Genomic DNA, 25,598 nt, shown 5'->3' with positions numbered 1-25,598 from the left:
AGCATATTTACTTTTGGCTCACCGTAATTTCAGACTAGATAAACCAATTAATACCAACAAAATAGTGATGATCCAGAAACGGACAACTACCTGAGTCTCTTTCCAGCCACCTAATTCAAAGTGATGGTGCAGCGGCGCCATACGGAAAATACGGCGGCCTTCACCAAAATGCTTTTTGGTTACCTTGAACCAAAAAACTTGCAACATCACTGAAACTGTTTCGGCAACGAAAATTCCACCCATAACAAAGAGCACTATTTCTTGGCGAACAATAACGGCAATGGTTCCGAGTGCGCCGCCTAATGCAAGCGCACCGACATCACCCATAAATACTTGTGCTGGGTGAGTGTTGTACCAAAGGAATGCCAGGCCCGCACCACCCATCGCGCCGCAGAAGATCATCAATTCACCGGCGCCAGGAATATACGGGAACAAAAGATACTTTGCGTAAATAGCATTACCCATGACATAAGCAAATGCACCCAATGCAGCGCCCACCAAAATCACCGGCATGATGACCAAGCCATCTAGACCATCAGTCAAATTAACCGCATTACTGCTGCCAACAATTACCAGGTAACTCAAAATAATGAAGCCCATCACACCCAATGGGTAGCTAACCTCTTTCATAAAAGGCAAAAGTAGATTGGTTTTTGCTGGAAGATCCAATGCAAAACCACTCTTCAACCATTCATAGAAAAGCTGTAATACCTTGAGGTTATTCACCTCGGAAACAGAGAAGGCCAGATAAATTGCCGCAAACAAACCAATCAAGGTTTGCCAAAAGAATTTTTCTCTTGATGCCATGCCTTTAGGGTCTTTGTAAACAACCTTACGGTAGTCATCCACCCAACCCACCAAACCAAATCCAAATGTGACGATCATCACAATCCAAATAAATCTATTGCTGAGGTCAGCCCACAACATGCAGGAGATAAAGATGCCGATCAAAATCAATACGCCACCCATTGTTGGGGTGCCAGATTTCACTAAGTGAGTTTGCGGTCCATCAGTTCGCACTGCTTGGCCCATCTTTAATGCAGCCAATTTGCGAATAACCCATGGGCCCGCAGCCAAACCAATTAATAGCGCAGTCACTGTTGCCATCACCGCTCTAAAAGTGATGTAGTTAAATACCCGGAAAAATCCGAAATCATCCTGCAGCCATTGCGCCAACATCAAGAGCATGTTTTAGCCTCCTCTAATAAGGCCTGTACTACACGCTCCATGCGCATAAATCGCGAACCTTTAACCAAAATATTCAAATGCTGACTGCTGCCACTAGACTGTGCATGAAATGCATCTCTTACTTGCACGATCAGACTATCCATATCTGAGAAATGCTTTGCACTTGAAGATGCAGAAGGCTTCTTAGCCTCATCAAATCCACGAATCGCAAATTGGCATTGCTCACCAAGCGCAAATAATTTAGAGATGCCTTGCTCCGCAGCGTAAGCGCCCACTTCGCGATGAAACTCTGGGCCCTGATTACCAACTTCGCCCATATCTCCTAATACCAACCAAGATGGATTGCCAGACTGCTTTAGTGCATCAATTGCGGCCCTTACCGAGTCTGGATTAGCGTTGTAACTATCGTCAATTAAGGTGTGATTAGGATCAATCTTCTTGGCTTGCATGCGGCCATTGACTGGAGCGAATGATTCAAGGCCTTGCTTAATTTTCTCAAGACTTATACCTGCGGCTAATGCCACCGCACTCGCGGCTAATGCATTACGCACGTTATGGCTGCCTAATGTATTTAACTGAATCTCAACTGTCCCCTGCTCTGCTTGAACTTGCACATGACCATTGCTTAAAAGTTGTCCAGTAACAGCTGCCTTTGTATTGACTTGGCTAGATAACAAAATAAAGTCGAGAGCCTTGCGACCAGCAGCAGCTGTACGCCATACATTTGCAAACTCTGACTCAGCCGGGAATACAGCAACACCATCTTTTGGTAAGGCGCGTATTGCATCGGAATGCTCTTCTGCAACAGCGGCTACTGTTGCCATAAACTCCTGGTGCTCTCTCTGGGCATTATTAATCAAGGCAATATTGGCTTGTGCGATTCCAGCTAACTGAGCTGTCTCGCCAGGATGGTTCATTCCTAACTCCACCACGGCAAGACGATCACTGGCGCTTAACTTTAGTATCGTGAGAGGCAGCCCTATATCGTTATTCAAATTACCTTTAGTAACCAAGGTCTTATCTTCACCAACGGCTGCTTTAAAAATAGAGGCAATCATTTCTTTAACGGTAGTTTTACCGTTACTGCCAGTCACTAGCGCTAAAGGAATAGGATGCTTCAAACGCCATGCTTTAGCTAGCTCACCCAATGCTATGCGTGTATTAGGAACGCTTACCCCCGGCAAACTACTTGGGCACTTTTCTACATTGCTAATGAGTGCCGCAGCCGCTCCTGCTTGAGCTACGTCCGATAAAAAATCGTGCGCATCAAAGCGATCGCCCGTTAATGCAATAAATAATTCACCGGAGTCAATTTGACGGCTATCCGTACCCACTCTACTGAGGACCAACTCTTTTGCATCATCAGCGGAAATATTCACCAGACTGCTGCCAGGCAACATAGCATGCACTTGAGCGAGCGTGGTCATTACAGACATCAGACCCCTCCTCCCGCAGCCAAGCGAATGTGCTCTTGGTCAGAGAAATCAAATTTCTTGCTACTAATTTCTTGTGTTGTTTCGTGGCCTTTGCCCGCAACCAAAACAATATCGCATGGATCAGCATTTCGAATTGCGGCCATAATTGCCGCGGCTCGATCAGCAATCATCCGCACATTCTGCGCATCTGCATCAATGCCATCACGAATCATTTGCATGATTGCTTGTGGATCTTCAGAGCGCGGATTGTCACTAGTAATTAATACGTGGTCGGCATAACGGGCTGCTACACCACCCATTTGAGGGCGTTTTCCCGCATCACGATCTCCACCACATCCAAATACACACCAAATTCTTCCATTACGTTGCTGTGCAATTGGACGCAATGCTTGCAATGTTTTCTCAAGGGCATCTGGCGTATGCGCATAGTCAACAATTGCCAATACACCCTCGGTCTTTTGATTTTTGCCGAGATGAATTAACTCCATGCGACCCAAAACTGGAGTAAGTTGACTTACTTTTTTGCTTGCCTCGTCGCACGTATAGCCTTGACTCAGCAATACGGCCCATACAGCAAGCGCATTACTTAAATTAAATTCGCCTACCAAAGGAATATGCAAAGAATTGGCAGCAACGCCTTCATGAGTAAAGACTGAATCGTAACCAGCGCCATGAATGACGCTATCTTTTGCATAAATACGCTGCAAACGATTACCAAACTTTTCAAAACCATTAAAAGCTTGTTGATTTAATGCATAAGCCCAAACCTTGGCCTCGCCCTTCGCCAAAAGGTTCATTGCTAATTCGCGGCCAAATGCATCATCCAAATTAATGACAGCATGTTGAAGTTCGGCCCAATGAAATAATTTAGCCTTTGCTTCGGCATAGTCAGCCATATTGCCGTGGTAATCCAAATGATCTTGTGTCAAATTGGTGAAAACGGCGCAATTAAATTCTGTTCCCGCAATACGGTCTTGATGCAAGGCATGAGATGAAACTTCCATCGCCACTTGCGCAGCACCTGCATCTAATAATTCCTTCAGCTGCGTTTGCAACTTTGGAGCATCAGGCGTGGTGTAGCCAGTCTGAATCAAAGATCCAGGAAATCCAGCCCCTAAAGTTCCCAACACTGCGGTGCGATGTGAATTCGTATTGAGCGACTGGGCTAGCCACTGAGTAATGCTGGTCTTGCCATTAGTGCCCGTGACACCAATCACATTCAATTGCTTGCTAGGGTAGTCATACCATTGGGCGCAAAGACTGCCTACTTTTTCCGCCAGTCCTTCTACAGCAAAGCACAAAGGATGATTTGCGAATTCGCCATCCAAACCTAATGGATCAAACACAACTGCAGCTGCACCCTGCTCTAAGGCTGCATTAATAAATTGGCGGCTATCACACAACGCTTTTCCATGACCTACTGAATAGGCAAAAAAGATATCGCCAGATTCAATCTGGCGACTATCCGCACTTAACTTGGCAGAGGAGTTTGCCATGCTTCGTAAGTGCTCAATCAGGTGATTGGTATCTATTTTCAATGCCACCCTCATCTCTTTAAGACCACTTGCTGAGGCTGTACATTTGCCGTACGAATTTCTTCAGGACTCTTATCCTGGAGAACCATTTGTTTTGCCTTACTGTCAGGCAAAACATTTAAAGTATTTAAGGTTTCACTCACAATAGTTGAAAACACCGGCGCAGCAACATCGCCGCCGTAGTGACTTCCACCAGTTGGCTCATCAATCATTACTGCAACCACAATACGAGGCGCACTAATAGGCGCTAAACCAGCAAAGTAAGCGCGGTATTTATTGCCATATCCCTTACCAACTAATTTATGTGCCGTTCCTGTCTTGCCACCCACACGGAAGCCTTCTGCTTGCGCCTTGATTGCAGTTCCACCAGGCTCAGTAACTGTCTCCAACATTGCACGCATCTCAATGGCAGTCTTTGGTGATAGCACCTTAGTGCCCGGCTTGAAATCGGGACTACGCTCAATCGTTAGTGGTACTAACTCGCCATCACGTGCAAATACTGTGTAAGCACGTGCGACCTGGAACAAAGATGCAGAAATTCCATAACCAAAGGCAATACGCGCTTGGTCAGTAGGCATCCACTTCTTAAATGGATGAACGGTTCCAGCAACCGCGCCAGGGAAGCCAATTTTTGGCGCCTGACCCAAACCCACCGCAGTATAAAAATCCCACATCTCTTCTGCGGAGAGGCTATTCATTGCGATCTTTGCGGTACCGATATTGCTAGATTTTTGAATAACCTGAGCAACAGTTAAATTTCCATAAGGATGTGTATCGGTAATCGGCTTAGGTCCCACTAAATACTTTGCGCCGATCACCATATTGGTGTCAGGCTTAACTGCGCCTTTTTCTAATGCGATTGCAATAGTTAGAGGCTTCATGGTTGAGCCAGGCTCAAAGGTATCTGTCAGTACGCGATTGCGAAGCTGTTCACCAGTCAAATACTTACGGTTATTTGGGTTGTAGCTAGGATAATTTGCAAGTGCCAAAATCTCACCGGTTTGCGTATCCAAAACAACTGCGCCGCCAGCTTTAGCATGATGCTTCTCTACAGCATCCTTCACAGCGTTGTAAGCCAAGAACTGAATTTTGCTGTCGATGGAAAGATTTAAATCTTTACCATTCTGCGGCAACTGCAAAATTGCCATCTCTTCCACAACTCTGCCAAGACGATCCACTACAACGCGTCTTTGCCCTGGGCGACCAGCCAACTCTTTTTCTCTAGAGAGCTCCATACCCTCTTGCCCACGATCTTCCACGTTGGTAAAGCCCACCACGTGAGCCATTGCCTCGCCCTCAGGATAAAAGCGACGGTATTCATTATTCAAGCCAATGCCTGGAATTTCTAATTGCTTAATTTGTTGGGCGACTTCTGGCTCAACCTGACGCTTTAAGAAAATCTGCTTACGCTCTTCTCGTAATTTTTTGCGTAGCTCTGACTCGCTAATCTGCAACAAACTAGCAAGCTTCTGCACTTTGTCAGCAGCCAAATCATCCGGCACTGTATCGTTATACGCAATAACAGATTTTGCTTCCAAGCTCGTAGCAATTACTTGGCCATTACGGTCCAAAATTTTTCCACGACTTGCAGGCAGCTCTAACTCACGCTGTGTACCGCGGATACCCTTAGCTTCATAAAATGCATTTCCTGGACCTTGAATCCAAAAGGCACGCAGTAGCAACATCATGAACACAAAGAACAAAAGGAACAGCATTAAGCGTGACCGCCACATTGGCAGACGCAACACTAAGTTCGGCGTTGTAGAAAATCTCACCGTTCTCATTTAGCCTCCCTCAAATACAAAGTACGCTCGGGAGAAATCGGGGACATACGTAGTTGATTGCGTGCCACATCACGAATGCGGGCAGATTTAGATAGGTTGCGCTGCTCATACTCAAGACGCAACCACTCTTGATTTAATTTACGCTCTTCAATTTGCGCGCGCTCTTGGAGAATGAATAATTTACGGGCACGTTGCTGTGCAGCTACCAGTGAAAGTGCGCAAATTAGCAAGAGAGCAAGCAAAGTTAAGGTTGCGCGATTCATGCTGGCACCTCAATACGCTTTTCAGCAACACGCATAATCGCTGAACGAGCACGGGGATTCTCAAGAATTTCGGCTTCGCTTGGTTTTATACGTGAAATGATTTCTAAAGCGCTTTTAGGCAAATCTTTTTCGCGCACAGGCAATCCACGTGGCACTTCTACTTTTGCATGCGCCTGTAAGAACTGCTTAACGATACGATCCTCGAGAGAGTGAAAGCTAATGACTGCAAGTCTTGCGCCAGGCTTCAATAAATTCAATGCAGCTTTCAAACCCAACTCTAAATCTTCCAACTCGCGATTGATAAAGATGCGTAACGCTTGAAACGTTCTTGTGGCAGGATCTTGGCCAGCTTCGCGAGTGCGCACAACACTAGCCACCAGGCTCGCCAATTCAGATGTAGTTTTTGGCGACAAGCCCTCTTCTCGCTTAGCCACAATGGCTTTAGCGATTTGAAATGCAAAGCGTTCTTCTCCGTAAGTCTTAATCACGTGCGTGATTTCCTCCTGCGGCGCCTGCTCTAACCACTGTGCTGCCGTTAAACCTTGGTCGGTATTCATTCGCATATCGAGCGGACCGTCGCGTCGAAATGAAAACCCGCGATGCGCCTCGTCGACCTGCGGAGAGCTGATCCCTAAGTCCAACAAAATTCCATCGACTGATTGCGCTTGTGCGTACTGATCCATATGCGCAAAACTGTCGTGCACTATCGTTAAACGCGGGTCGTTGATTTGCTTTGCTACTGCTATTGCATCCAAATCTTTGTCGAATGAAATCATGCGCGCATTGCTGCTCAACTCTTTGAGTAAAGCTTGGGTATGACCACCGCGCCCAAAAGTTCCATCGACTACTAAAACGTTGTTTGTTGTGTTTTGATTTTGAATGAGCGGGCTGCTGACTAGCGCCGTCACCGCCTCGGCCAGTAACACTGGGCGATGAGTTATGTTCATGGCACCCTGTCATCAAAAATTAAATTGCTTGAGTGCTTCAGGCATGCCTTGCGCAATCGCAGCCTGTTCTTTTGCAGCGTATGTTGCTGCATCCCACAACTCCAAGTGACTTCCCATGCCAAGCAGAATCACTTCTTTTTCAATGCCTGCGGCTGCACGCAATTCTGGGCTCACCAAAACACGACCCGCGCTATCTAAATCTATTTCGGCTGCATTACCAAGAAAAATTCTGCGCCACCAATGTGCATCCATTGGGAGCTGAGCAACTCTTGCCCTGAAGGTTTCCCACTCTGGGCGTGGAAAGAGAAGTAGGCAGCCATCCGGGTGTTTGGTAAGCGTGATTCGGCCCTCGCCCTGCACCAACAAGGCGTCACGATGCTTTGCCGGCACAGACATGCGGCCTTTTGCATCCAAATTGAGAGCTGACGCACCTTGAAACACCATTTACCCCACTTTTTCACACTTCCTCCCACTTTAGAGGATCGCACTAAGAGGGTCAAGTGTTTTTGGGAGTTTTTTTAGGAATTTCTCTAATGTTTACAAACACTTAGCGTCGTCTGTTCACAAAATGGTGGGAATAAAATAGCTACTTAAAACAATGGCTTGGAAAATACACTTAAGAATAGGTCTTAGCTATTAGGCCAATTAATACCTAAATATACTGTATTTAAAAACAGTAGTTAAATAAAAATATATTTAAATTAATCGACTTTTAAATTTTGTAAGCCGTCGTAGTCATTACCTTTGACATCGCCTGCATTATTTTCTGAATTGGCTCGGGTAAAACTACTCCGCCAGCATCTTTTGCTGCTTGTCCATGTTCAATTTCATCAATGCGCATTTGATCAACTATTGCACGAGAACGTTGATCTTCTTTTGGTAATTTTTCGAGATGACTTTCTAAGTGATTCTCAACTTGCTTTTCTGTTTCAACAACAAATCCTAAGCTCCACTTATCACCCGCTAAGCCAGCTGCCAAGCCGATCGCAAAGGATCCGGCATACCAAAGTGGATTGAGATAACTTGTATGCGAACCCAATTCTTGAAGACGAGTTTCACACCAAGCTAAGTGATCCATTTCTTCTTGAGCGGAGTGATCGAGCATCTCCTGAATTTGTGAATTTCGTGCTACCAATTTCTGTGATTGATAAAGCGCCTGGGCGCAAACCTCACCCACATGATTGACGCGCATTAATCCGGCAGCATGCTGTCGCTGCGCAGCATCAAGATCATTATTTGCCCCAACCTCAGACCCGGGGGTTGGGCGACCTGCATTTGCCCCTCCAACAATCGAGCGCAAGGCCGTATCAAACTCAATAATGGCGCGGTCGATCGGACTCATAAAGGCAGAAATTAGACTAAAACTTCAGCCTTGCAGCTCTGTTTTGTCTTTAAACCAAGCTCTGCAAGGAGTTCACGGTCTTGTTCTGCCTCCGGATTCCCGGTAGTGAGTAGTTGCTCACCATAGAAAATTGAATTGGCGCCTGCCATGAAGCACATGGCTTGAACAGCTCTTCCTAGCTCTTGGCGGCCTGCAGATAAGCGCACTCGTGCCTTAGGCATCGTAATACGGGCTACTGCAATGGTTCTGACAAATTCCAGAGGGTCTAATGGCTTTTGTTCAGCCAAAGGCGTGCCTGCAACTGGCACCAAGTGATTGATAGGCACTGACTCAGGGTAAGGGCTCAAGTTGGCTAGACGCGCTAAGAATGCCGCACGCTGCTCGCGAGACTCACCCATGCCAACGATGCCGCCACAACATACAGACATTCCAGCTGCGCGCACATTTGAAATGGTATCGAGTCGATCCTGATAGCCGCGGGTGGAGATCACTGAGCGATAAAAATCTTCACTGGTGTCTAGGTTGTGGTTATAGAAATCGAGCCCCGCCTCCTGTAAAGCTTGGGCCTGATCGGCCTCTAGCATTCCCAGAGTTGCACATGTTTCAAGGCCCAAAGCTTTGACGCCCTTAATCATGGCGGTCACTTTTTCGATATCACGGTCCTTAGGCTCACGCCATGCAGCACCCATACAGAAACGGTTTGAGCCAGCCGCTTTAGCGGCTTTAGCAGCCTCAAGGACTTCTTCGAGGCCCATCAACTTCTCGGCCTTGACATCAGTGTCGTAACGGGCTGCTTGAGGGCAATAACCACAATCCTCTGGGCACCCGCCAGTCTTAATGGATAAAAGCGTAGCTAATTCCACATCACCCTCAGGAAAATAAGCCTTATGGGTTTCTTGGGCTTTAAGCATTAATTCGTTAAATGGCAGCGCAAAAAGGGCTTCAATTTGGGCTACTGACCACTCTGCAGATGCGTTCGCGCCCTGATGCAAATCAGCCTTAGTTTTAAATTGGGTAAGGGGTTTTTCAGCGCTTTGGGTGTCCAGCATGGGTAAATTCCAGAAAATAGGTCAATTCAAGCCATAAACATAACAGATACAAGCCTAAGTTTGGAAAAACTAGTGGTCAAATATCAAACATGAAGGTTATTTCCGATCCAAATCCAGTTTCGTTAGTAGATCGCAGCCTGGCAGCCGTTTGGCACCCCTGCACGCAAATGAAGCAGCACGAGTCTTTTCCTTTGATTGCGATTGCCAAAGGTAAGGGTGCATGGCTTTATGACGAGCAGGGAAATGCACTGCTAGATTGCATTAGCTCCTGGTGGACAAATCTATTTGGGCACTCAAATCCGCGCATCAATAAAGCGATCACAGAGCAGCTAGAAAAAATTGAGCATGTGATGCTTGCAGGATTTACTCACGCTCCTGTTGTTGAACTTTCAGAAAAACTCACCGCACTCACTAATGGTAATTTAGGCCATGTCTTCTATGCATCTGATGGCGCATCTGCAGTTGAAATTGCACTAAAGATGAGTCACCACTTTTGGCAACTCAATGGTAAAGCGCAAAAGAAAAAATTTATTTGCTTAGAAAATGGTTACCACGGGGAAACACTTGGTGCATTAGCGGTAACTGATGTTGCCATTTTTCGAGAGGCCTATGGCTCTCTTTTGCAAGATGTTTATACGGTTGACTCTCCAGATGCGCGTAAAGCAAAACCTGGAGAAAGTGCCGAGGATGTTGCACGGCAAGCAGCAGATAAATTACAACGGCTACTTGAAAAAGAGCATCAGCACATTGCCGCCATCATCGTTGAGCCGCTAGTTCAATGCGCCGGACAAATGGCAATGTATTCACCGGAATATTTACGCCAAGTTCGCGCGCTATGTGATCGTTACGAAGTGCATCTCATCGCCGATGAAATCGCCGTAGGGTGTGGACGTAGCGGTAAATTCTTTGCTTGTGAGCATGCTGGAATTTGGCCTGACTTCCTCACTCTATCCAAAGGTATCAGTGGCGGCTACCTCCCTCTTTCTCTTTGCATGACGACAGAAAAAATTTATCGTGCTTTTTATAGCGATCAAACTCGTCATGGGTTTTTACATTCGCATTCTTACACCGGCAATCCGTTGGCTTGTGCAGCTGCCTTAGCCTGTCTTGAAATTTTTGAATCCGAGAACGTCTTAGAGAAAAATAAGATGCTCTCCCAGGATTTGGCCAATGCTTTCTCATGGGCAAAATCAGACTCTCGCATTGCTCATTGGCGACAACAGGGAATGATTTTGGCATTCGATATCAAGAATGAGTGCATCAAGAATCCAGGCATCTTCGCACGAGAAATGTTTTCAAACGGACTTGAAAATGGCGCACTAATCAGACCAATAGGTAATACTGTTTATGTAATGCCGCCGTATATTTTGACCACCGAAGAAGCAATGCAAATGGGTAGCTCTATCAAGAACGCACTCGATAAGACCTTGATATGACGAATCGATTTAATGCCCTCACCATGGCGCAAGAGCAAATTGCAGATCTAGATCTGCAACTCCTGAAGCGCACATTACGCGTTACAGAGACGCCTTGCGATACCCAGACTCAGGTTGCGGGAAGAAAGCTCAAGGCATTTTGTAGCAATGACTATCTCGGACTCGCTAATCACCCAGATTTAGCTAGCGCATTAGCCGAAGGGGCAAAGCTGTATGGTGTTGGCAGCGGAGCCTCTCATTTAATTAGCGGACATAGCATTGCTCATGAATTGCTAGAAAAGCGACTGGCTTCATTTCAAGCAACACACATCCCGCAAGCTCGCGCGCTATTTTTTAGCACTGGCTATATGGCAAACCTGGCCGCAATTACTGGCTTCGCAAAACTGGCGGGTCGGGGCGAGGTTAGCCTCTATTCAGCCAAACTCAATCACGCTTCACTCATTGATGGCGTCCGCTTAGCTAGCGCCCAAACAAATACTGCAGTCACGCTTTTTGATCACGCATGCCCCAGTGAATTAGTTGAGCCACTGAAAGCTGATAAAAAACCACTCAAAATCATTGTGACTGATGGCGTCTTTAGTATGGATGGTGATCTAGCTCCAGTGAAAGAGCTACTAAAAATTACTGAGCAACATGATGCACTGTTATTAGTCGATGATGCTCATGGATTTGGCGTGCTTGGTGAAAATGGTCATGGAATTTTAGAGCAAGAAAAGCTCTTCTCTGATCGCATCATTTATATTGGCACCCTAGGCAAGGCTGCGGGCGTGAGTGGCGCCTTTATTTGCGCACAAGACTCTTTCATTGAATGGCTTGTTCAAAAAGGGCGACCATACATTTACAGTACCGCAACTCCACCTGCTATCGCCCACACATTACTCAAAAGCCTAGATCTCATTGAGAGTGAAGCAGGCTCAAAACGTCGTAAGCATTTAAACCAACTCATTCGCATTTGGCAGGAAGAAATGCACTTTGCAAACTGGGTAAAAGTTCCCTCTTGCACACCTATTCAACCAATCATCCTAGGCAATAATGCCAGCGCACTGATGGCGGCAAAGTTATTGGATGAAGCGGGTTACTGGATCCCAGCGATTCGACCGCCCACCGTACCTCTTGGCAGCTCTCGCTTGCGCATTACCTTTTCGGCAAACCATAGCACTGAAGATTTACGTGAATTGATAAGCACCCTAAAAGAAATCGAGCAGAAAGTGATTAGCAAATCATCATGAGTTTTCCCACTGGATTTTTTATTACTGGAACTGATACCGAAGTTGGTAAAACTTTGGTAAGTGGCGCCCTCATTCTAAAAATGCGTGCACAAGGGAAAAAAGCTATTGGCTTCAAACCAGTAGTTGCTGGTACTTATCAAGATATCAAAGGCGCAGTTTTAAACGAAGATTTGGAAACTTTACGCATTGCCTCCAATCTCAATCCAGGCCAATTAGATTTGTGTCCTTACGTTCTCGATATGCCTGCCGCACCGCATTTAGTGGCTGCCAGCATAGGTCAAGAGCTAGAGATAAACCGCATCATGCAAGCACTCGCCAAAGTGCAGAGCCAAAGCGATGTTGTAGTGGCAGAAGGAGCTGGAGGATTTTTAATTCCACTCAATAAGACTCAGGACTTGGCTGATGTTGCAAAAGAGATGAACCTTCCGATCATCTTAGTAGTGGGAATGAAGTTGGGCTGCCTAAATCACGCCTTACTGACTTATGAAGCAATGGTAGCCAGAAAGCTCAATATTGCCGGCTGGGTTGCCAATACTCTCGCAAGTGAAATGCCACTACTTCAAGAAAATATTGAGACTTTAAAGACGAGAATCAAAGCGCCTTTTTTGGGCTTAATACCTGCGTTACCAAAACAATTTCAAAAATCTATTGATAGCCCTTACTCGATTGAGGCTCTTGAATTTGCTGCACAGCACATACAACTACCAAAAAATTAAATTGCCTTATTAATTGGATTGGTTTGCACTAATTAACCCCAAAGGTGCATATCAAAAGACTTTCGGATAAGATGAAGGGATGCATTTACCTTCTGAAATCATTGCTTCTGCAGAAGCCATTCAAGAAATTCGACGCAATATTCATGCTCATCCTGAATTGCGTTTCGAAGAAAACCGTACGTCTGATTTAGTTGCTGAGGCACTTTCGAGCTGGGGTATTACTGTATTCCGTGGCATGGGTAAGACTGGAGTGGTAGGTCGCCTTGATGGTGATTTGGGTCCGGGAAAAATGATTGGCCTGCGCGCCGATATGGATGCGCTCCCCCTACAAGAACACAACAACTTTGCACATGCGTCCCGCAATGCGGGCAAGATGCATGCTTGCGGCCATGATGGCCACACCGCAATGCTCTTAGGAGCAGCCCAATATTTATCGAATCATCGCGATTTCAAGGGCACTGTTATCTTTATTTTCCAGCCAGCAGAAGAAGGTGGTGCAGGCGCACGCGAAATGATCAAAGATGGTCTTTTTGAAAAATTCCCATGCGATGCCGTCTTTGGCTTGCACAATTGGCCAGGCCTGTCTGAAGGTCACTTTGGGGTAACCTCTGGGCCGATGATGGCCTCCAGTAATAGTTTTGAGATTACGATTAAAGGCAAAGGTGGGCACGCTGCATTACCTCACAATAGCGCTGATCCAGTCTTTACTGGTGCACAAGTTGTACTTGCACTCCAAGGCATCATCACTCGCAACAAGCGCCCAGTAGATGCAGCCGTCATATCGGTTACACAATTTCATGCGGGTGAAACTAGCAACGTTATTCCTGATAGCGCATTTATTGGGGGCACCGTACGCACCTTTACGCTAGAAGTTTTAGATCTGATTGAACGACGTCTGCGAGAGATTTCACATAATGTTGCTAGCGCGTTTGATTGCCAGGCGGAGATTTCCTTTGCTAGAAACTATCCGCCTCTAATTAATCATGACAACGAAGTTGAATTTGCTAGTGAAGTAATGAGTGAATTGGTTGGCAAGCAAAATGTAAATACGGCAATTGACCCAACCATGGGTGCAGAAGACTTTGCTTTTATGTTGCTAGAAAAGCCTGGTTGTTACGTATTCTTAGGCAATGGTGATGGCGATCATCGCTCAGTAGGCCATGGCATGGGTCCATGTCACCTACACAATCCATCTTATGACTTTAATGATGCATTGATTCCGGTAGGCGTGAGCTACTGGGTCACACTAGCTCAACGCTACCTAGCAAAAAACTAATTTGCTTCACTGCTTTACGAATTCAAGTTTAAGAATTCGTAAATTTTGCTGGCCGTTTTTCCATAAATGCAGCCATGCCTTCTTTTTGATCATTAGTTCCAAAGCAAGTGTGGAATAAGCGTCGCTCAAAATGCATACCCTCTGAAAGAGTGGTTTCATAAGCAGCATTAATGCTTTCCTTCACCATCATCGCAGTGAGCAAAGGCATATCGGCAATCCCCTTGGCAATCGCCTTTACCTCTTTAAGCAAATCAGCCTGAGGAAATACGCGGGACACTAATCCAGATCGCTCTGCTTCGGCGGCATCCATCATCCGACCTGTAAGTGCCAAGTCCATTGCCTTTGCCTTGGAAACCGCGCGTGGCAAGCGTTGCGTGCCACCAGCCCCCGGAATAATTCCCAGCTTCACTTCAGGTTGGGCAAACTTCGCATTATCTGCAGCCATGATCGTGTCGCACATCATGGCCAATTCACAACCGCCGCCTAGTGCATACCCAGACACGGCTGCAATAACTGGCTTGCGAACTTTTTTCATTTCTTCCCAGTTGCGAGAAATGAAGTCTTCGCGATAAACATCCTTTAATCCATACTTTGCCATCGATGCAATATCAGCGCCCGCAGCAAATGCTTTCTCGCTACCGGTCACGATGATGCAACCAATATTGTCATCCGCATCAAAACCCAGCAATGCAGCGCCAAGCTCATCCATCAACTGATCATTTAATGCATTCAGTACTTCAGGGCGGTTTAAGGTAATGGTGGCAACTTTACCTTCCACTTCAGTCAAAATTGTCTTGTAACTCATGTTTTTCTTTCTAATATGCAATCAATTAACGCGGCAGTAATAACCACATCTTGCCATTTTGTTTCATGCGACCCGCCATTTCCCCAGCAGCCTCACCCGAACCCCAATAGTAATCAGCCCTCACCCCACCCACAATAGCTTTACCAGTATCTTGTGCCATCACCAATTTTTGTAAGGGCTGCGCACTCAAAGGTTTTGTGGTGGACAAAAATACAGGTGCACCCAAAGGCATCGCCTGAAGATCAATCGCAATACTTCGCTCGCCAGTTAAGGGCACTCCCAGTGCGCCATTGGGACCTAAATCTGCAGCGACATTGCCAGGCAACTCTTTAAAGAAAACAAATCGGGGGTTTGCATTGAGCATTTCATTCACGCGATCGGGATTGCGTTTAGCCCATTGTGAAATACCTTGCATAGTTGCCTCGCTTCGAGAAATCTCTTTTCGGTCAAGCAGCCACTGAGCAAATGATTTAAAGGGTTGGTCATTTGTGCCTGCATAACCCAGTCGCAGCACTCGGCCATCTTGCAGTCGGATTTTTCCAGAGCCCTGTATTTGCATAAATGCTGCGGCAACAGGATCTTGTACCCAAGCGATTTCAGTACCCTGCAAGGCTCCAGAGCTCATTAATTCTGCACGTGTAGGGCCTGGATTGGGTTTTGATTTTTTCCAAGCATTTGGATAGGCGTAGAGCGGAACGCTAAAGGTGCTTGTGCGAGTTAATGATCCATTCATCACTGGTTCGTAATACCCGGTAATCATTCCCGTATCGCTACCCGCGCTATTGCGAATCTCATAAGCTTGAAAGTTGCTTTCAAAATATCGGCGAATTGCTTGGGCATCTCCACTTGATACGCTTGTCGCTTGAGCGCAGACTTGACGCCAATTAATCTCACTATTACGTTTGCGCAAACCATCGCAACTCTTTTGCCAAGCAGGCCAAGCTTGCGATAAATCATCGTCCTGCCAGCCTGGCAAAGCCTGCCAAGAGACTGCACTAAAACTAGCGATAGACGAACTGTAGGAGGCAGGCCCTGCACCTGATCCGGAGCGAAATCCTGATCCACGCGTTGGAGGGGCCGAGCAACCAGAAATCAAACTCGCTAGCAAGATAGCGAATACACTAAACAAAGTCACTTCTTTCGCAACAGATTGCGCTAATTTAAATTTAGAACTCATGATCGCCAATTTACTCGATGAATACCCAATGATCCTCTTTGCCGTTGAAGGAGCCATTGCTCTCGGACTCTTATTGTTTATTGTCCTATGGACCGGCAAGGGAAAGAAGTAATCTCATGCCAAGCCTATTAATGCAGCGTTCGAGGCATTACTAGAGCGAATTCCGGAATAGGGGCCTGGAAGAATTGAGCGTCTTCCGTGACGCAAAAATATTCCCCACGCATAGTCCCGGCTGGTGTGGGCAAAGTAGCCCAACTGGTGTACTCAAAATGCTCTCCAGAGCGCAAAAGGGGTTGCTGCCCAACCACCCCTAGCCCTTTAACCTCCTGAACGTCGTTATCCCCGTCAGTAATGAACCAATGGCGGGCAATTAGCTGAATACTGGCGCTACCTGTATTGCGAATAGTGACCGTATAAGCAAAGGCAAATTGGCGGTTATCGGGGTCAGATTGGTCAGGAAGGTACTGGGCTTTGACCGTAACGCTCATTTCGTGGGGATTCATGCTCGAATTCTGCTCCATCCAAGAGCCAACTGCAAGCTAGAATCTAGGGATGGAAAGCCAAAAATCACCATCTACTAGCCAATTTGTTATTGCCCCCTCCATTTTGTCGGCCGACTTTGCCTGCTTAGGCAAAGAGGTGCAGGATGTTTTGAGCGCAGGAGCTGACTGGATTCACTTTGACGTGATGGACAACCACTATGTCCCTAACCTCACTATTGGCCCTCTGGTATGTGAGGCTATTCGCCCATACGCTGTCAAAAACGGCAAGCCCGCCATGATCGATGTTCATCTCATGGTTGAGCCTGTTGATCGCATCGTCCCTGACTTTGCAAAAGCTGGAGCTAACTTAATCAGCTTTCACCCAGAGGCGAGCCCTCACGTTAATCGCACTCTCAATTTAATTCGCGATCAAGGTTGTCAAGCAGGGTTAGTTCTCAATCCCGCAACACCGCTTGATCATCTTGATCACACGCTGGAATTACTAGATTTGGTTTTGCTCATGTCGGTCAACCCCGGATTTGGTGGGCAATCATTCATTCCGAGCACTCTCAATAAAATTACGCAAGTGCGCGCAAGATTAGATCGCTATCAAGCTGAGACAGGTCGCCACATTCGTCTTGAGGTAGACGGTGGAATTAAATCAGACAATATTGCACAAGTTGCACAAGCTGGTGCCGACACTTTTGTTGCTGGCTCTGCAATTTTTGGCCAAGACAATTACGCTCAAGTAATCGAGAAGATGCGCAGCGAATTAGGCAAGTCAGGAAAAGCTTGATGCAGCGCGAAGAATTTCATGCTCTAGCAAAACAGGGGTTCAATCGGATTCCTCTTGTTAAAGAGGTCTTGGCTGATTTAGAGACTCCGCTCTCGCTTTACGTCAAGCTAAGTCAGGCTTTTGGCAGCAAAAATACTTATCTCTTGGAGTCTGTTCTTGGCGGCGAGCGCTTTGGGCGCTTCTCCTTTATTGGCCTGCCTGCCAAGACTATTGTCAGAACTGTTGGCACACCTTCTGCACCTATCAATGAAGTCGTGACTGAAGGTAAAGTAGTTGAAAGCAATACCGATAATCCACTCGACTTTGTTGATACATATTTCAAGCGTTTTAAGGTAGCTTTACAGCCAGGCCTTCCACGCTTTTGTGGTGGCCTTGCTGGTTACTTTGGTTACGATACCGTTCGCTATATTGAGTCCCGTCTTGCAAAACATCAGCTTCCCGATGAATTAGGTGTACCCGATATTCAACTGATGTTGACCGAAGAATTGGCAGTCATTGATAACATTGCAGGAAAAATTTATTTCATCGTCTATGCAGACCCAAGCATTGACGATGGTTTTGAAAAGGCACAGAACCGCTTAAAAGAATTAATGACTTGTCTTGGTAAGCCGGCAAATATGCCTGCTTCATTGCCTAGCACCAAGACCGAACTCATTCGTAAATTTAAAGCCGCAGACTTCGAAGCAGCCGTACTAAAAACCAAAGAATACATTTTGGCCGGCGACTGTATGCAAGTCGTGATTGGACAACGCATTAGCAAGCCTTTTACTGAGTCGCCGTTAGCTCTTTACAGAGCCTTGCGCTCACTGAACCCGTCGCCCTATATGTATTTTTATGATTTTGGCGACATGCAAATCGTTGGATCTTCGCCAGAAATTTTGGTCCGCCAGGAAAAACGTGCATCTGAAAAGATTGTCACTATTAGACCGCTCGCCGGCACCCGCCCTCGCGGTGCAAACCCAGAGGAAGATGAGCGTTTGGCCAAAGAATTGCTCGCAGATCCTAAGGAAATTGCAGAGCACGTCATGTTGATCGATCTTGCGCGCAATGATGTGGGACGGATTGCAAAAACTGGCTCCGTAAAAGTCACCGACTCCATGTCTATTGAAAAGTACTCCCACGTGCAACATATTGTGAGCTCTGTTGAAGGTGATCTGCTCGACAATATGAGCAATATGGATGTTTTACGCGCAACCTTCCCAGCAGGCACATTGTCTGGAGCCCCAAAAATTCGTGCAATGGAAATCATTGATGAAATGGAAATTGTGAAACGCGGTGTATATGGCGGCGCAGTTGGTTACCTCTCATTCTCTGGTGATATGGACGTTGCGATTGCCATCCGCACTGGCGTTATTCGTGATGGCATGCTGCACTCTCAAGCTGGAGCAGGTGTGGTTGCAGACTCTGACCCTACCGCCGAATGGAAAGAGACCGAAGCAAAAGCGCGCGCAGTGTTGACAGCAGCTGAGCTGGTACAAGGAGGGCTTGATGCTCCTAATGATTGATAACTACGATTCATTTACCTACAACCTCGTTCAATATTTTGCTGAACTAGGCGAAGAGGTGAAGGTATTTCGGAATGATGAAATTGCAGTGGAAGAAATTGCAAAACTCAATCCAGACCGCATTTGCATTTCTCCTGGGCCATGCAGTCCTGCCGAGGCCGGTATTTCCGTTGCCACAATTAAACGCTATGCAGGTCAAATTCCAATCCTTGGTGTTTGTCTAGGTCATCAAGCTATTGGCGAAGCGTTTGGCGGAAAAGTGATCCGCGCTCATAAGGTGATGCATGGCAAAACCGATAGCATTCATCACACTGGCGTTGGGGTATTTAAGAATTTGCCCGACCCATTTAAGGTCACGCGTTATCACTCTCTTGCAATTGAAAAGAGTTCATTACCGGATGTTCTCGAGGTCACCGCCACATCTTCAGACGGCGAGATCATGGGTGTGCGCCATCGCGAATTGGCTGTTGAGGGCGTTCAGTTTCACCCTGAGTCTATTTTGTCTGAGCACGGTCACGCCCTTCTCAAGAATTTTTTGCTTAATAAATAATTAAATAGCGCTATGTCAATCACACCTCAAGAGGCACTACAACGCTGCATCGAACATCGTGAACTTTTCCACGATGAAATGACCGCAATGATGCGCCTTATTATGAGTGGCGAAATGCCTCCTGAATTAGTGGCTGGCTTGCTCGTTGCATTGCGAACGAAGAAAGAAACTGTTGGTGAAATCGCAGCTGCCGCACAAGTAATGCGTGAGTTTGCTACTCCAGTGCAGGTTGACGATCGCTCCCATCTGGTGGATGTAGTTGGTACCGGTGGTGATGGTGCACATACTTTTAATATTTCCACCGCAGCCATGTTTGTTGCAGCAGCAGCCGGAGCGAAAATTGCTAAGCATGGAAATCGTAGCGTAAGCAGCAAGTCCGGCAGCGCCGATGTATTGGAGGCGCTGGGAGTAAATCTAGCACTCTCAGCAGAGCAAGTGTCTAAATGCATCTCTACAGTAGGTGCGGGCTTTATGTTTGCCCCAAATCACCATCCCGCCATGAAGAATGTGGTGCCAATTCGCAAGCAATTGGGTGTCCGCACAATTTTTAACATCCTGGGCCCACTAACGAACCCTGCTGATGCCAAGCGCATTCTGATGGGTGTGTTCCATCCCGATCTAGTAGGTATTCAGGCGCGGGTATTACAAGCCTTAGGTATGGACCATGCCTTAGTCGTTTATGGGCGAGATGGCTTGGATGAGATATCGCTTGAAGGTGCGACTTTAGTAGGCGAACTTAAGGATGGCGTGGTTCGTGAATATGAAATCCACCCGAAAGATTTTGGACTCAGTACTGCACTGACAAATAGCTTCAAAGTAGCCAATGCAGAAGAATCTAAAAAAATTGTTTTGGATGTCATCAATAACCAGCCGGGCGCTGCCAGCGATATTGTTTGCCTAAATGCCGGTGCCACCCTATATGTAGCTGGAGTGGCTAAAGATATTGCCAGCGGTATTGCCCTTGCCAAGGCAGCTATTGCTTCTGGGGCTGCACGCCAAAAGCTTGACGCCTTTGTTGCCGCAACTCAATCTAATTAAGTTCTTATACATGAGCGATATCCTCGAAAAAATTGTTGCAACCAAAAAGATCGAGGTTGCTAATTGCCTGCAAAAAATTTCTCTTAGCAATCAGCGAGAAAAAGCAGGGGCAAATAATCAAGATGTCTTAATGAAGCCGCGCGGCTTCATTCACTCAATTGAACAAAAGATTGCCGCGGGTAAGGCAGGCGTCATTACCGAAATCAAGAAGGCCAGTCCCAGTAAAGGAATATTGCGCGAGAACTTCATGCCTGCCGACATTGCTAAATCGTATGAGAAACATGGAGCAGCCTGTTTATCGGTCCTTACGGACGTAGATTACTTTCAAGGCAGCAACACCTATCTTCAACAAGCTCGGGCTGCGTGTAGCATTCCCGTCTTGCGTAAAGATTTCACGATAGACCCTTATCAAGTTTATGAAGCGCGTGCGATCGGCGCTGATGCCATTCTTCTGATAGTTGCCTGCCTCGAACTTAATCAAATGAAAGAGCTTGAAGCGTGTGCGCATGAATTAGGTTTAGATGTGTTGGTTGAGGTACATAACGCACCAGAACTAGAACAAGCGCTTGAATTAAAAACCCCGCTGCTTGGAATCAATAATCGCAATCTCAAAACTTTTGAGGTCACACTACAAACAACGCTTTCACTCTTATCGATGGTTCCTAGTAATAAAACGTTAGTGACTGAATCAGGGATTCTAGGCCGCGCTGATGTGCAATTAATGCGTGATAACCAAGTTAATGCATTTTTGGTTGGCGAAGCTTTTATGCGGGCACCTGATCCGGGCGCCGCCCTTAGTGAGCTGTTTTCCTAAATCGCCTTAAAAGATCGAGGCTATATTTAATTAGTGAGATCAGCAGTACTGATCCTAATATATCGCCAATGAACATGGCAATGAAATGATTCATGGTGCCAGAGTCATCAATATTGACTGTGGCGTACCAAAACTGATGCAGCCCAGCGCTTAATGCAGCAAATACCAAAATACAATTCAGTAATTTAGATAAATTTAGGTTGCTGAGATCGGAATCCAACTCCAAATTGCTCAGCACAAATATTCTGGCGAGGTAAGGTGCGAAGCCTGATATCAAACCGGTTCCAATGCATACCATCAGATCATCTGACAGCGAACCAGAATAGCTAATCAGAAATGAGGCTAGGGCAATTCCGACGGCCCCTGGCAAGCCAAAAATTAAAATAAGAAAAAGTCGCAAACCAGCAGGAAGATATATCCAGTTAACACCGGCACCAACTACAAGACTGCTCGTAAGCCACGAATTGAAATAGAAGAGTGCTGCATAGGCGAGTGCACTAACGAACATTCCCAAGAGCCATGTGCGTATAGGTTGTGAAATAACTTTAGACATTACTCAGAGTATGGATGATTTCATTTGACAAAGATAAATCGCACAAATCGTATTTAAGGAATAGAATAGCATTAGCCCTACAGCTAATAAAAACTCAACTATATAATTCAACTAATGTCTTCACCTAAGCAACCGCCCTATTTGCGCTTCCTGAACTTAATTGACGCTCTCGATCGCATTAACCCTGGGAAGAAACTCGATTGCATCGAGGAAGGCTTGCTGGATAAAGTGGTTGCTCATGCACACCTCAAAGAAACTGTGTTGGTAGGGGACTTGATTTCACTATCAGAGTTAGGCTCTCAAGCCACGCTGCATGGGCGACTCAAGAATCTGAGTGCAATGGGCTACATCAAGATGGGTAGCAATGAAGATGGTCGCAAAAAGCAAGTGCTGCCGACTAAGTTAGCGTTAAAACGTTACGAAGAAATTTCTAAGTGCCTCGAGAAAGCCGCTAAAGCAGGCTAAGAAAACTCTCTACACTTTTTGCCTTTGTGCAGGCAATAAAAAAGCCCTTGTTTGAAGGGCTTTTTTATTTCAACGAGCTGTCGCAGGAATGCTAAACATTAAACAAGAAGTTCAAGACATCGCCATCTTTCACGACGTACTCCTTACCCTCTGCGCGCATCTTGCCCGCCTCTTTAGCACCGGACTCACCCTTAAATTGAATAAAGTCTTCATAAGAAATAGTCTGGGCACGAATAAAGCCACGCTCGAAATCCGTATGAATTACTCCAGCAGCCTGAGGAGCTGTGTCGCCCACATGAATAGTCCAAGCACGCACTTCTTTGACGCCGGCTGTAAAGTACGTTTGTAAACCTAGCAATGCATATCCAGCACGGATGACTCTGTCTAAGCCTGGCTCTTCCATGCCAAGATCAGCTAAGAACTCCGTTTTATCAGCATCATCCAAATCAGCGATCTCAGCCTCAATTGCGGCACAGACTGCAACTACTGGGGCACCCTCTTTTGCTGCATGCTGCTTGACTGCTTCAAGATGAGGATTGTTCGAAAACCCATCCTCTTTCACGTTGGCTACATACATAGCAGGTTTAGCTGTGATTAAGCAAAGAGGCTTAATCACCAATTTTTCTTCTTCAGTCAAATTGAGGCTACGAACCGGCTGAGCAGAATCCAGATGCGCTTGCACTTTGGTAAGCACCGCAACTAAAGCAGCAGCCTCTTTGTCATTACCGGATTTCGCAGCTTTCGTAGAGCGATTCAGAGTTTTTTCAACAGTTGCCAAATCCGAAAGCGCTAATTCAGTGTCAATCACGCCGATATCAGCGATTGGGTCGATTTTTCCGGCAACGTGAATCACGTTTGGGTCCTCAAAACAACGCACCACGTGGGTAATTGCGTCAGTTTCTCGAATATTTGCCAAAAATTGATTGCCTAGACCTTCGCCTTTGGAGGCGCCCGCTACCAAGCCTGCGATATCGACAAATTCGACTGCTGCAGGCAGGATGCGCTCCGGCTTCACGATCTCAGCCAAATGGGCTAGACGAGGGTCAGGAACCTCAACAACGCCTACATTGGGCTCGATCGTGCAGAAAGGATAGTTTTCCGCTGCGATTCCAGCTTTGGTAAGCGCATTAAAGAGGGTAGATTTGCCGACGTTAGGCAGGCCGACGATGCCACATTTCAAAGACATGGCCTTATTGTAAAGGGGCTTGTTTCGATATCATCGAGTTATGTCAGAAGTTAACCAAAACTCCCCCTCCAAAACCTCTGGACTTTCAGCCCCTACTCGCTCTGTAGACGTGCTTGTGGTGGGCGGCGGCATTGCTGGTAAGGCTTGCGCCCTGGGTTTGGCTCAACTCGGCCTGCAAACAATCGAGATTGCCCCCGACCTAGAAAAAAGCATTGCTGGCCCACAAGGATCTCAGTGGGGGCAACGAATCTATGCTTTTTCGCCTAGCACCCAAAAACTACTCGCCCATTTGCAAATTTGGGATGCACTTGATCACAGCCGACTGCAACCAGTCCGCGATATGCGTATTTATGGTGATCGTGGCGAAAAAAATGATCAACTCCATCTTTCAGCGTTTGAAGCTGGTGCGCCGCAATTGGCCTGGATTGGTGAATCGAATTTAATCGAACACACCCTTGATCAAGCCTCACGCTTTCAAAGTAAATTGGAACGCATTAGTGATGCAGTCAAAAAGATAGAGGTGGATGACGACGGTGTTACTGCGTACCTCAACCATGGCGGCGCTATTCGCGCAAAACTTCTTGTTGCCGCTGATGGCGCTAATTCTCCGATACGCACAGAACTAGGAATTACTGCAACCGAAGAAAGTTATTCGCAAAGCGCTGTTGTTGCCAATTGGCTTTGTACCTATCCACATCTTGAAACTGCTTTTCAGTGGTTCTTACCTGGTGGAGATATTGTGGCAATGTTGCCGCTACCAGGCAAACAAGTATCGATGGTATGGTCAACATCGCCAGATAACGCAGCCGATCTATTAAAGCTCAATCAACAGCAATGGCTAGACCGCTTTTCTACCATTGCAAATGGCGCAATCAGCAAGCAACTTGGTGAACTTACTCTCAACTCAGAACCTGGCGCTTTTCCCCTGAGAAGAATTCGTGCCAAACGTTTTATTGGTCCGGATAACTCTCCTAAGGCTGTACTCGTTGGTGATGCAGCTCATGTGATGCACCCGTTGGCAGGGCAAGGCTTAAATTTAGGACTACGAGACGTAGCGGTGTTACTCAACATTTTAGGTAGGCGTGAATCATTTCGCTCGCCAAACGACTTGGTACTCTTGCGTCGATATGAGCGCCAAAGACAAGGTGACACCAGCGCACTCCTGTGGGTTACCGATAAGCTGAAGAAATTATTTTCTGCAAGCAGCAGCACTGAAAAACAAATTCGCAATTGGGGACTTGGTCTTGTAAATAAAAGTCACTTTATAAAACAGCGTCTTATTGAACGCGCTTTAGGGGAAATCGATTTTGATTAAATTCTTATCCACCGCCGCATTAATTGGTGCCACTATTTTTTTTGGTGGACATGCCCACGCGCAAGCAGAGCAACAAATAAAAGCCGAATTACAGAAAAAATTGGGCTCCAATGTCAAAGTCAAAAATGTCGCTCCTGCGCCCATCACCGGCTTATATGAGGTAATTGTTGGCAACGAAATCGTTTATACCGATGCTAGCGGGAAATATCTCATTCAAGGCGAAGTCATTGAATTGGCCACCGGTAAAAATATTACCGAGCAAAGGCAGGCCGATTTAAATCGCATTAAATGGACCGATCTGAATCCAGCCAACGCCATTAAAAATGTTCGCGGAAATGGTAGTCGCCAGCTCGCCGTTTTCTCTGACCCTAATTGTGGTTACTGCAAACGCCTAGAAAAATCCCTACAACAATTGGATAACGTCACCATCTACACCTATCTCATTCCGATTCTCTCTCCGGACTCGGCACAAAAATCAAAACAAATTTTGTGCTCAGCAGACCCTTATAAGTCATACATGGACTGGATGGTTAATGGTGTCACTCCCAGCGGAAAGAGTGATTGCGCTACAGCCCTAGATAAAAATATGGCTTTTGCGAAGACCTATGGCATTACTGGCACACCAACACTCTTCTTTACTGATGGCAGCCGCTTTCCTGGCGCAGTTCAAATTACTGATATCGAAAAGAAATTTAGCTCACTGAAATAATT

The 25,598-nt window shown here is 46.3% G+C and carries 26 protein-coding genes; 12 read left to right on the top strand and 14 right to left on the bottom strand.

The genetic code is table 11. The features are described from left to right. Positions 1 to 18: 18 nt before the first annotated feature. From mraY to bioB, 9 genes are all read right to left on the bottom strand, one after another. Complete coding sequence (gene mraY / locus C2745_RS00885) at positions 19 to 1,188, bottom strand: phospho-N-acetylmuramoyl-pentapeptide-transferase (RefSeq protein ID WP_215384478.1); 1,170 nt, start codon at positions 1,186 to 1,188, stop codon at positions 19 to 21. After that, positions 1,179 to 2,624, bottom strand: coding sequence for a UDP-N-acetylmuramoyl-tripeptide--D-alanyl-D-alanine ligase (murF, locus tag C2745_RS00880; RefSeq protein ID WP_215384477.1), 1,446 nt, complete (start codon positions 2,622 to 2,624; stop codon positions 1,179 to 1,181). Before murF ends, mraY begins: the two co-directional genes overlap by 10 nt. Next, positions 2,624 to 4,174 carry a UDP-N-acetylmuramoyl-L-alanyl-D-glutamate--2,6-diaminopimelate ligase gene (locus tag C2745_RS00875; protein ID WP_215384476.1) on the bottom strand — a complete coding sequence of 517 codons (1,551 nt, stop codon included), beginning with the start codon at positions 4,172 to 4,174 and terminating at the stop codon, positions 2,624 to 2,626. Before C2745_RS00875 ends, murF begins: the two co-directional genes overlap by 1 nt. Then, on the bottom strand, positions 4,171 to 5,943 hold the full coding sequence (locus tag C2745_RS00870; protein WP_215384475.1) for a penicillin-binding protein 2: 1,773 nt from the start codon (positions 5,941 to 5,943) through the stop codon (positions 4,171 to 4,173). The genes C2745_RS00875 and C2745_RS00870 overlap by 4 nt, the downstream gene beginning before the upstream one ends. Further along, on the bottom strand, positions 5,940 to 6,206 hold the full coding sequence (gene ftsL / locus C2745_RS00865; RefSeq protein WP_068320283.1) for a cell division protein FtsL: 267 nt from the start codon (positions 6,204 to 6,206) through the stop codon (positions 5,940 to 5,942). Before ftsL ends, C2745_RS00870 begins: the two co-directional genes overlap by 4 nt. Beyond that, positions 6,203 to 7,153 carry a 16S rRNA (cytosine(1402)-N(4))-methyltransferase RsmH gene (rsmH, locus tag C2745_RS00860; RefSeq protein ID WP_215384474.1) on the bottom strand — a complete coding sequence of 317 codons (951 nt, stop codon included), beginning with the start codon at positions 7,151 to 7,153 and terminating at the stop codon, positions 6,203 to 6,205. Before rsmH ends, ftsL begins: the two co-directional genes overlap by 4 nt. A gap of 12 nt (positions 7,154 to 7,165) precedes the next feature. After that, positions 7,166 to 7,594: a division/cell wall cluster transcriptional repressor MraZ gene (gene mraZ, locus C2745_RS00855; protein ID WP_215385547.1), complete on the bottom strand. Its 429-nt coding sequence runs from the start codon at positions 7,592 to 7,594 to the stop codon at positions 7,166 to 7,168. 271 nt (positions 7,595 to 7,865) lie between these two features. After that, a complete protein-coding gene (coq7, locus tag C2745_RS00850; RefSeq protein ID WP_371742990.1) occupies positions 7,866 to 8,495 on the bottom strand; it encodes a 2-polyprenyl-3-methyl-6-methoxy-1,4-benzoquinone monooxygenase in 630 nt (209 codons plus the stop codon). 11 nt (positions 8,496 to 8,506) lie between these two features. Further along, positions 8,507 to 9,544, bottom strand: coding sequence for a biotin synthase BioB (bioB, locus tag C2745_RS00845; protein ID WP_215384473.1), 1,038 nt, complete (start codon positions 9,542 to 9,544; stop codon positions 8,507 to 8,509). 89 nt (positions 9,545 to 9,633) lie between these two features. Between bioB and bioA the strand changes: the two genes are divergently transcribed. The 4 genes from bioA to C2745_RS00825 all read left to right on the top strand — a co-directional run bounded on the left by bioA (position 9,634) and on the right by C2745_RS00825 (position 14,201). After that, positions 9,634 to 10,980, top strand: a complete 1,347-nt coding sequence (bioA, locus tag C2745_RS00840) for an adenosylmethionine--8-amino-7-oxononanoate transaminase (RefSeq protein ID WP_215384472.1) — start codon at positions 9,634 to 9,636, stop codon at positions 10,978 to 10,980. After that, positions 10,977 to 12,209, top strand: coding sequence for an 8-amino-7-oxononanoate synthase (locus tag C2745_RS00835; RefSeq protein ID WP_215384471.1), 1,233 nt, complete (start codon positions 10,977 to 10,979; stop codon positions 12,207 to 12,209). The genes bioA and C2745_RS00835 overlap by 4 nt, the downstream gene beginning before the upstream one ends. Continuing rightward, entirely contained in the window at positions 12,206 to 12,925 is a 720-nt protein-coding gene (gene bioD, locus C2745_RS00830; protein WP_215384470.1) for a dethiobiotin synthase, read from the top strand. The genes C2745_RS00835 and bioD overlap by 4 nt, the downstream gene beginning before the upstream one ends. Before the next feature lie 79 nt (positions 12,926 to 13,004). Then, positions 13,005 to 14,201 (top strand): M20 aminoacylase family protein, encoded by a 1,197-nt coding sequence (locus C2745_RS00825; RefSeq protein ID WP_215384469.1) that lies wholly within the window; start codon positions 13,005 to 13,007, stop codon positions 14,199 to 14,201. A gap of 28 nt (positions 14,202 to 14,229) precedes the next feature. On the opposite strand, the gene C2745_RS00820 is transcribed toward C2745_RS00825, so the two are convergent. The 3 genes from C2745_RS00820 to apaG form a co-directional block, all read right to left on the bottom strand. Beyond that, a complete protein-coding gene (locus C2745_RS00820) occupies positions 14,230 to 15,006 on the bottom strand; it encodes an enoyl-CoA hydratase (RefSeq protein WP_215384468.1) in 777 nt (258 codons plus the stop codon). Between the two features lie 25 nt (positions 15,007 to 15,031). Beyond that, positions 15,032 to 16,183, bottom strand: coding sequence for a murein transglycosylase A (locus tag C2745_RS00815; RefSeq protein ID WP_215384467.1), 1,152 nt, complete (start codon positions 16,181 to 16,183; stop codon positions 15,032 to 15,034). 128 nt (positions 16,184 to 16,311) lie between these two features. Next, complete coding sequence (gene apaG, locus C2745_RS00810; RefSeq protein WP_215384466.1) at positions 16,312 to 16,686, bottom strand: Co2+/Mg2+ efflux protein ApaG; 375 nt, start codon at positions 16,684 to 16,686, stop codon at positions 16,312 to 16,314. Between the two features lie 49 nt (positions 16,687 to 16,735). On the opposite strand from apaG, the gene rpe reads away from it, so the two are divergent. From rpe to trpC, 5 genes are read left to right on the top strand one after another with little or no spacing between them, the layout of a single operon-like run. After that, positions 16,736 to 17,461 (top strand): ribulose-phosphate 3-epimerase, encoded by a 726-nt coding sequence (rpe, locus tag C2745_RS00805; protein WP_215384465.1) that lies wholly within the window; start codon positions 16,736 to 16,738, stop codon positions 17,459 to 17,461. Beyond that, complete coding sequence (gene trpE, locus C2745_RS00800) at positions 17,461 to 18,966, top strand: anthranilate synthase component I (RefSeq protein ID WP_215384464.1); 1,506 nt, start codon at positions 17,461 to 17,463, stop codon at positions 18,964 to 18,966. Before rpe ends, trpE begins: the two co-directional genes overlap by 1 nt. Then, positions 18,950 to 19,516 (top strand): aminodeoxychorismate/anthranilate synthase component II, encoded by a 567-nt coding sequence (locus C2745_RS00795; protein WP_215384463.1) that lies wholly within the window; start codon positions 18,950 to 18,952, stop codon positions 19,514 to 19,516. Before trpE ends, C2745_RS00795 begins: the two co-directional genes overlap by 17 nt. A 12-nt stretch (positions 19,517 to 19,528) precedes the next feature. Beyond that, positions 19,529 to 20,554 carry an anthranilate phosphoribosyltransferase gene (trpD, locus tag C2745_RS00790; protein WP_215384462.1) on the top strand — a complete coding sequence of 342 codons (1,026 nt, stop codon included), beginning with the start codon at positions 19,529 to 19,531 and terminating at the stop codon, positions 20,552 to 20,554. Between the two features lie 10 nt (positions 20,555 to 20,564). Further along, a complete protein-coding gene (gene trpC, locus C2745_RS00785) occupies positions 20,565 to 21,368 on the top strand; it encodes an indole-3-glycerol phosphate synthase TrpC (RefSeq protein ID WP_215384461.1) in 804 nt (267 codons plus the stop codon). Here trpC and C2745_RS00780 read toward each other — a convergent pair. Further along, positions 21,349 to 21,921 (bottom strand): hypothetical protein, encoded by a 573-nt coding sequence (locus C2745_RS00780; protein ID WP_215384460.1) that lies wholly within the window; start codon positions 21,919 to 21,921, stop codon positions 21,349 to 21,351. The two genes, trpC and C2745_RS00780, sit on opposite strands and share 20 nt — an antisense overlap. Before the next feature lie 114 nt (positions 21,922 to 22,035). Here C2745_RS00780 and C2745_RS00775 point away from each other — a divergent pair, with 114 nt between their 5' ends. Continuing rightward, positions 22,036 to 22,386: a hypothetical protein gene (locus C2745_RS00775; RefSeq protein WP_215384459.1), complete on the top strand. Its 351-nt coding sequence runs from the start codon at positions 22,036 to 22,038 to the stop codon at positions 22,384 to 22,386. Between the two features lie 91 nt (positions 22,387 to 22,477). On the opposite strand, the gene ychF is transcribed toward C2745_RS00775, so the two are convergent. Beyond that, positions 22,478 to 23,572: a redox-regulated ATPase YchF gene (ychF, locus tag C2745_RS00770; protein WP_215384458.1), complete on the bottom strand. Its 1,095-nt coding sequence runs from the start codon at positions 23,570 to 23,572 to the stop codon at positions 22,478 to 22,480. Positions 23,573 to 23,612: 40 nt separating this feature from the next. On the opposite strand from ychF, the gene C2745_RS00765 reads away from it, so the two are divergent. Together C2745_RS00765 and C2745_RS00760 are read left to right on the top strand one after the other, a co-directional pair. Beyond that, positions 23,613 to 24,887 carry an FAD-dependent monooxygenase gene (locus C2745_RS00765; protein ID WP_215384457.1) on the top strand — a complete coding sequence of 425 codons (1,275 nt, stop codon included), beginning with the start codon at positions 23,613 to 23,615 and terminating at the stop codon, positions 24,885 to 24,887. Continuing rightward, complete coding sequence (locus C2745_RS00760; RefSeq protein ID WP_215384456.1) at positions 24,880 to 25,596, top strand: DsbC family protein; 717 nt, start codon at positions 24,880 to 24,882, stop codon at positions 25,594 to 25,596. Before C2745_RS00765 ends, C2745_RS00760 begins: the two co-directional genes overlap by 8 nt. Positions 25,597 to 25,598 lie beyond the last annotated feature (2 nt).

Source organism: Polynucleobacter sp. AP-Kolm-20A-A1, assembly GCF_018688315.1.
In the GTDB taxonomy this organism is placed as follows: domain Bacteria; phylum Pseudomonadota; class Gammaproteobacteria; order Burkholderiales; family Burkholderiaceae; genus Polynucleobacter.
Note: the sequence above shows the minus strand (reverse complement) of the source record. Positions and strands in the feature narration are given on the sequence as shown.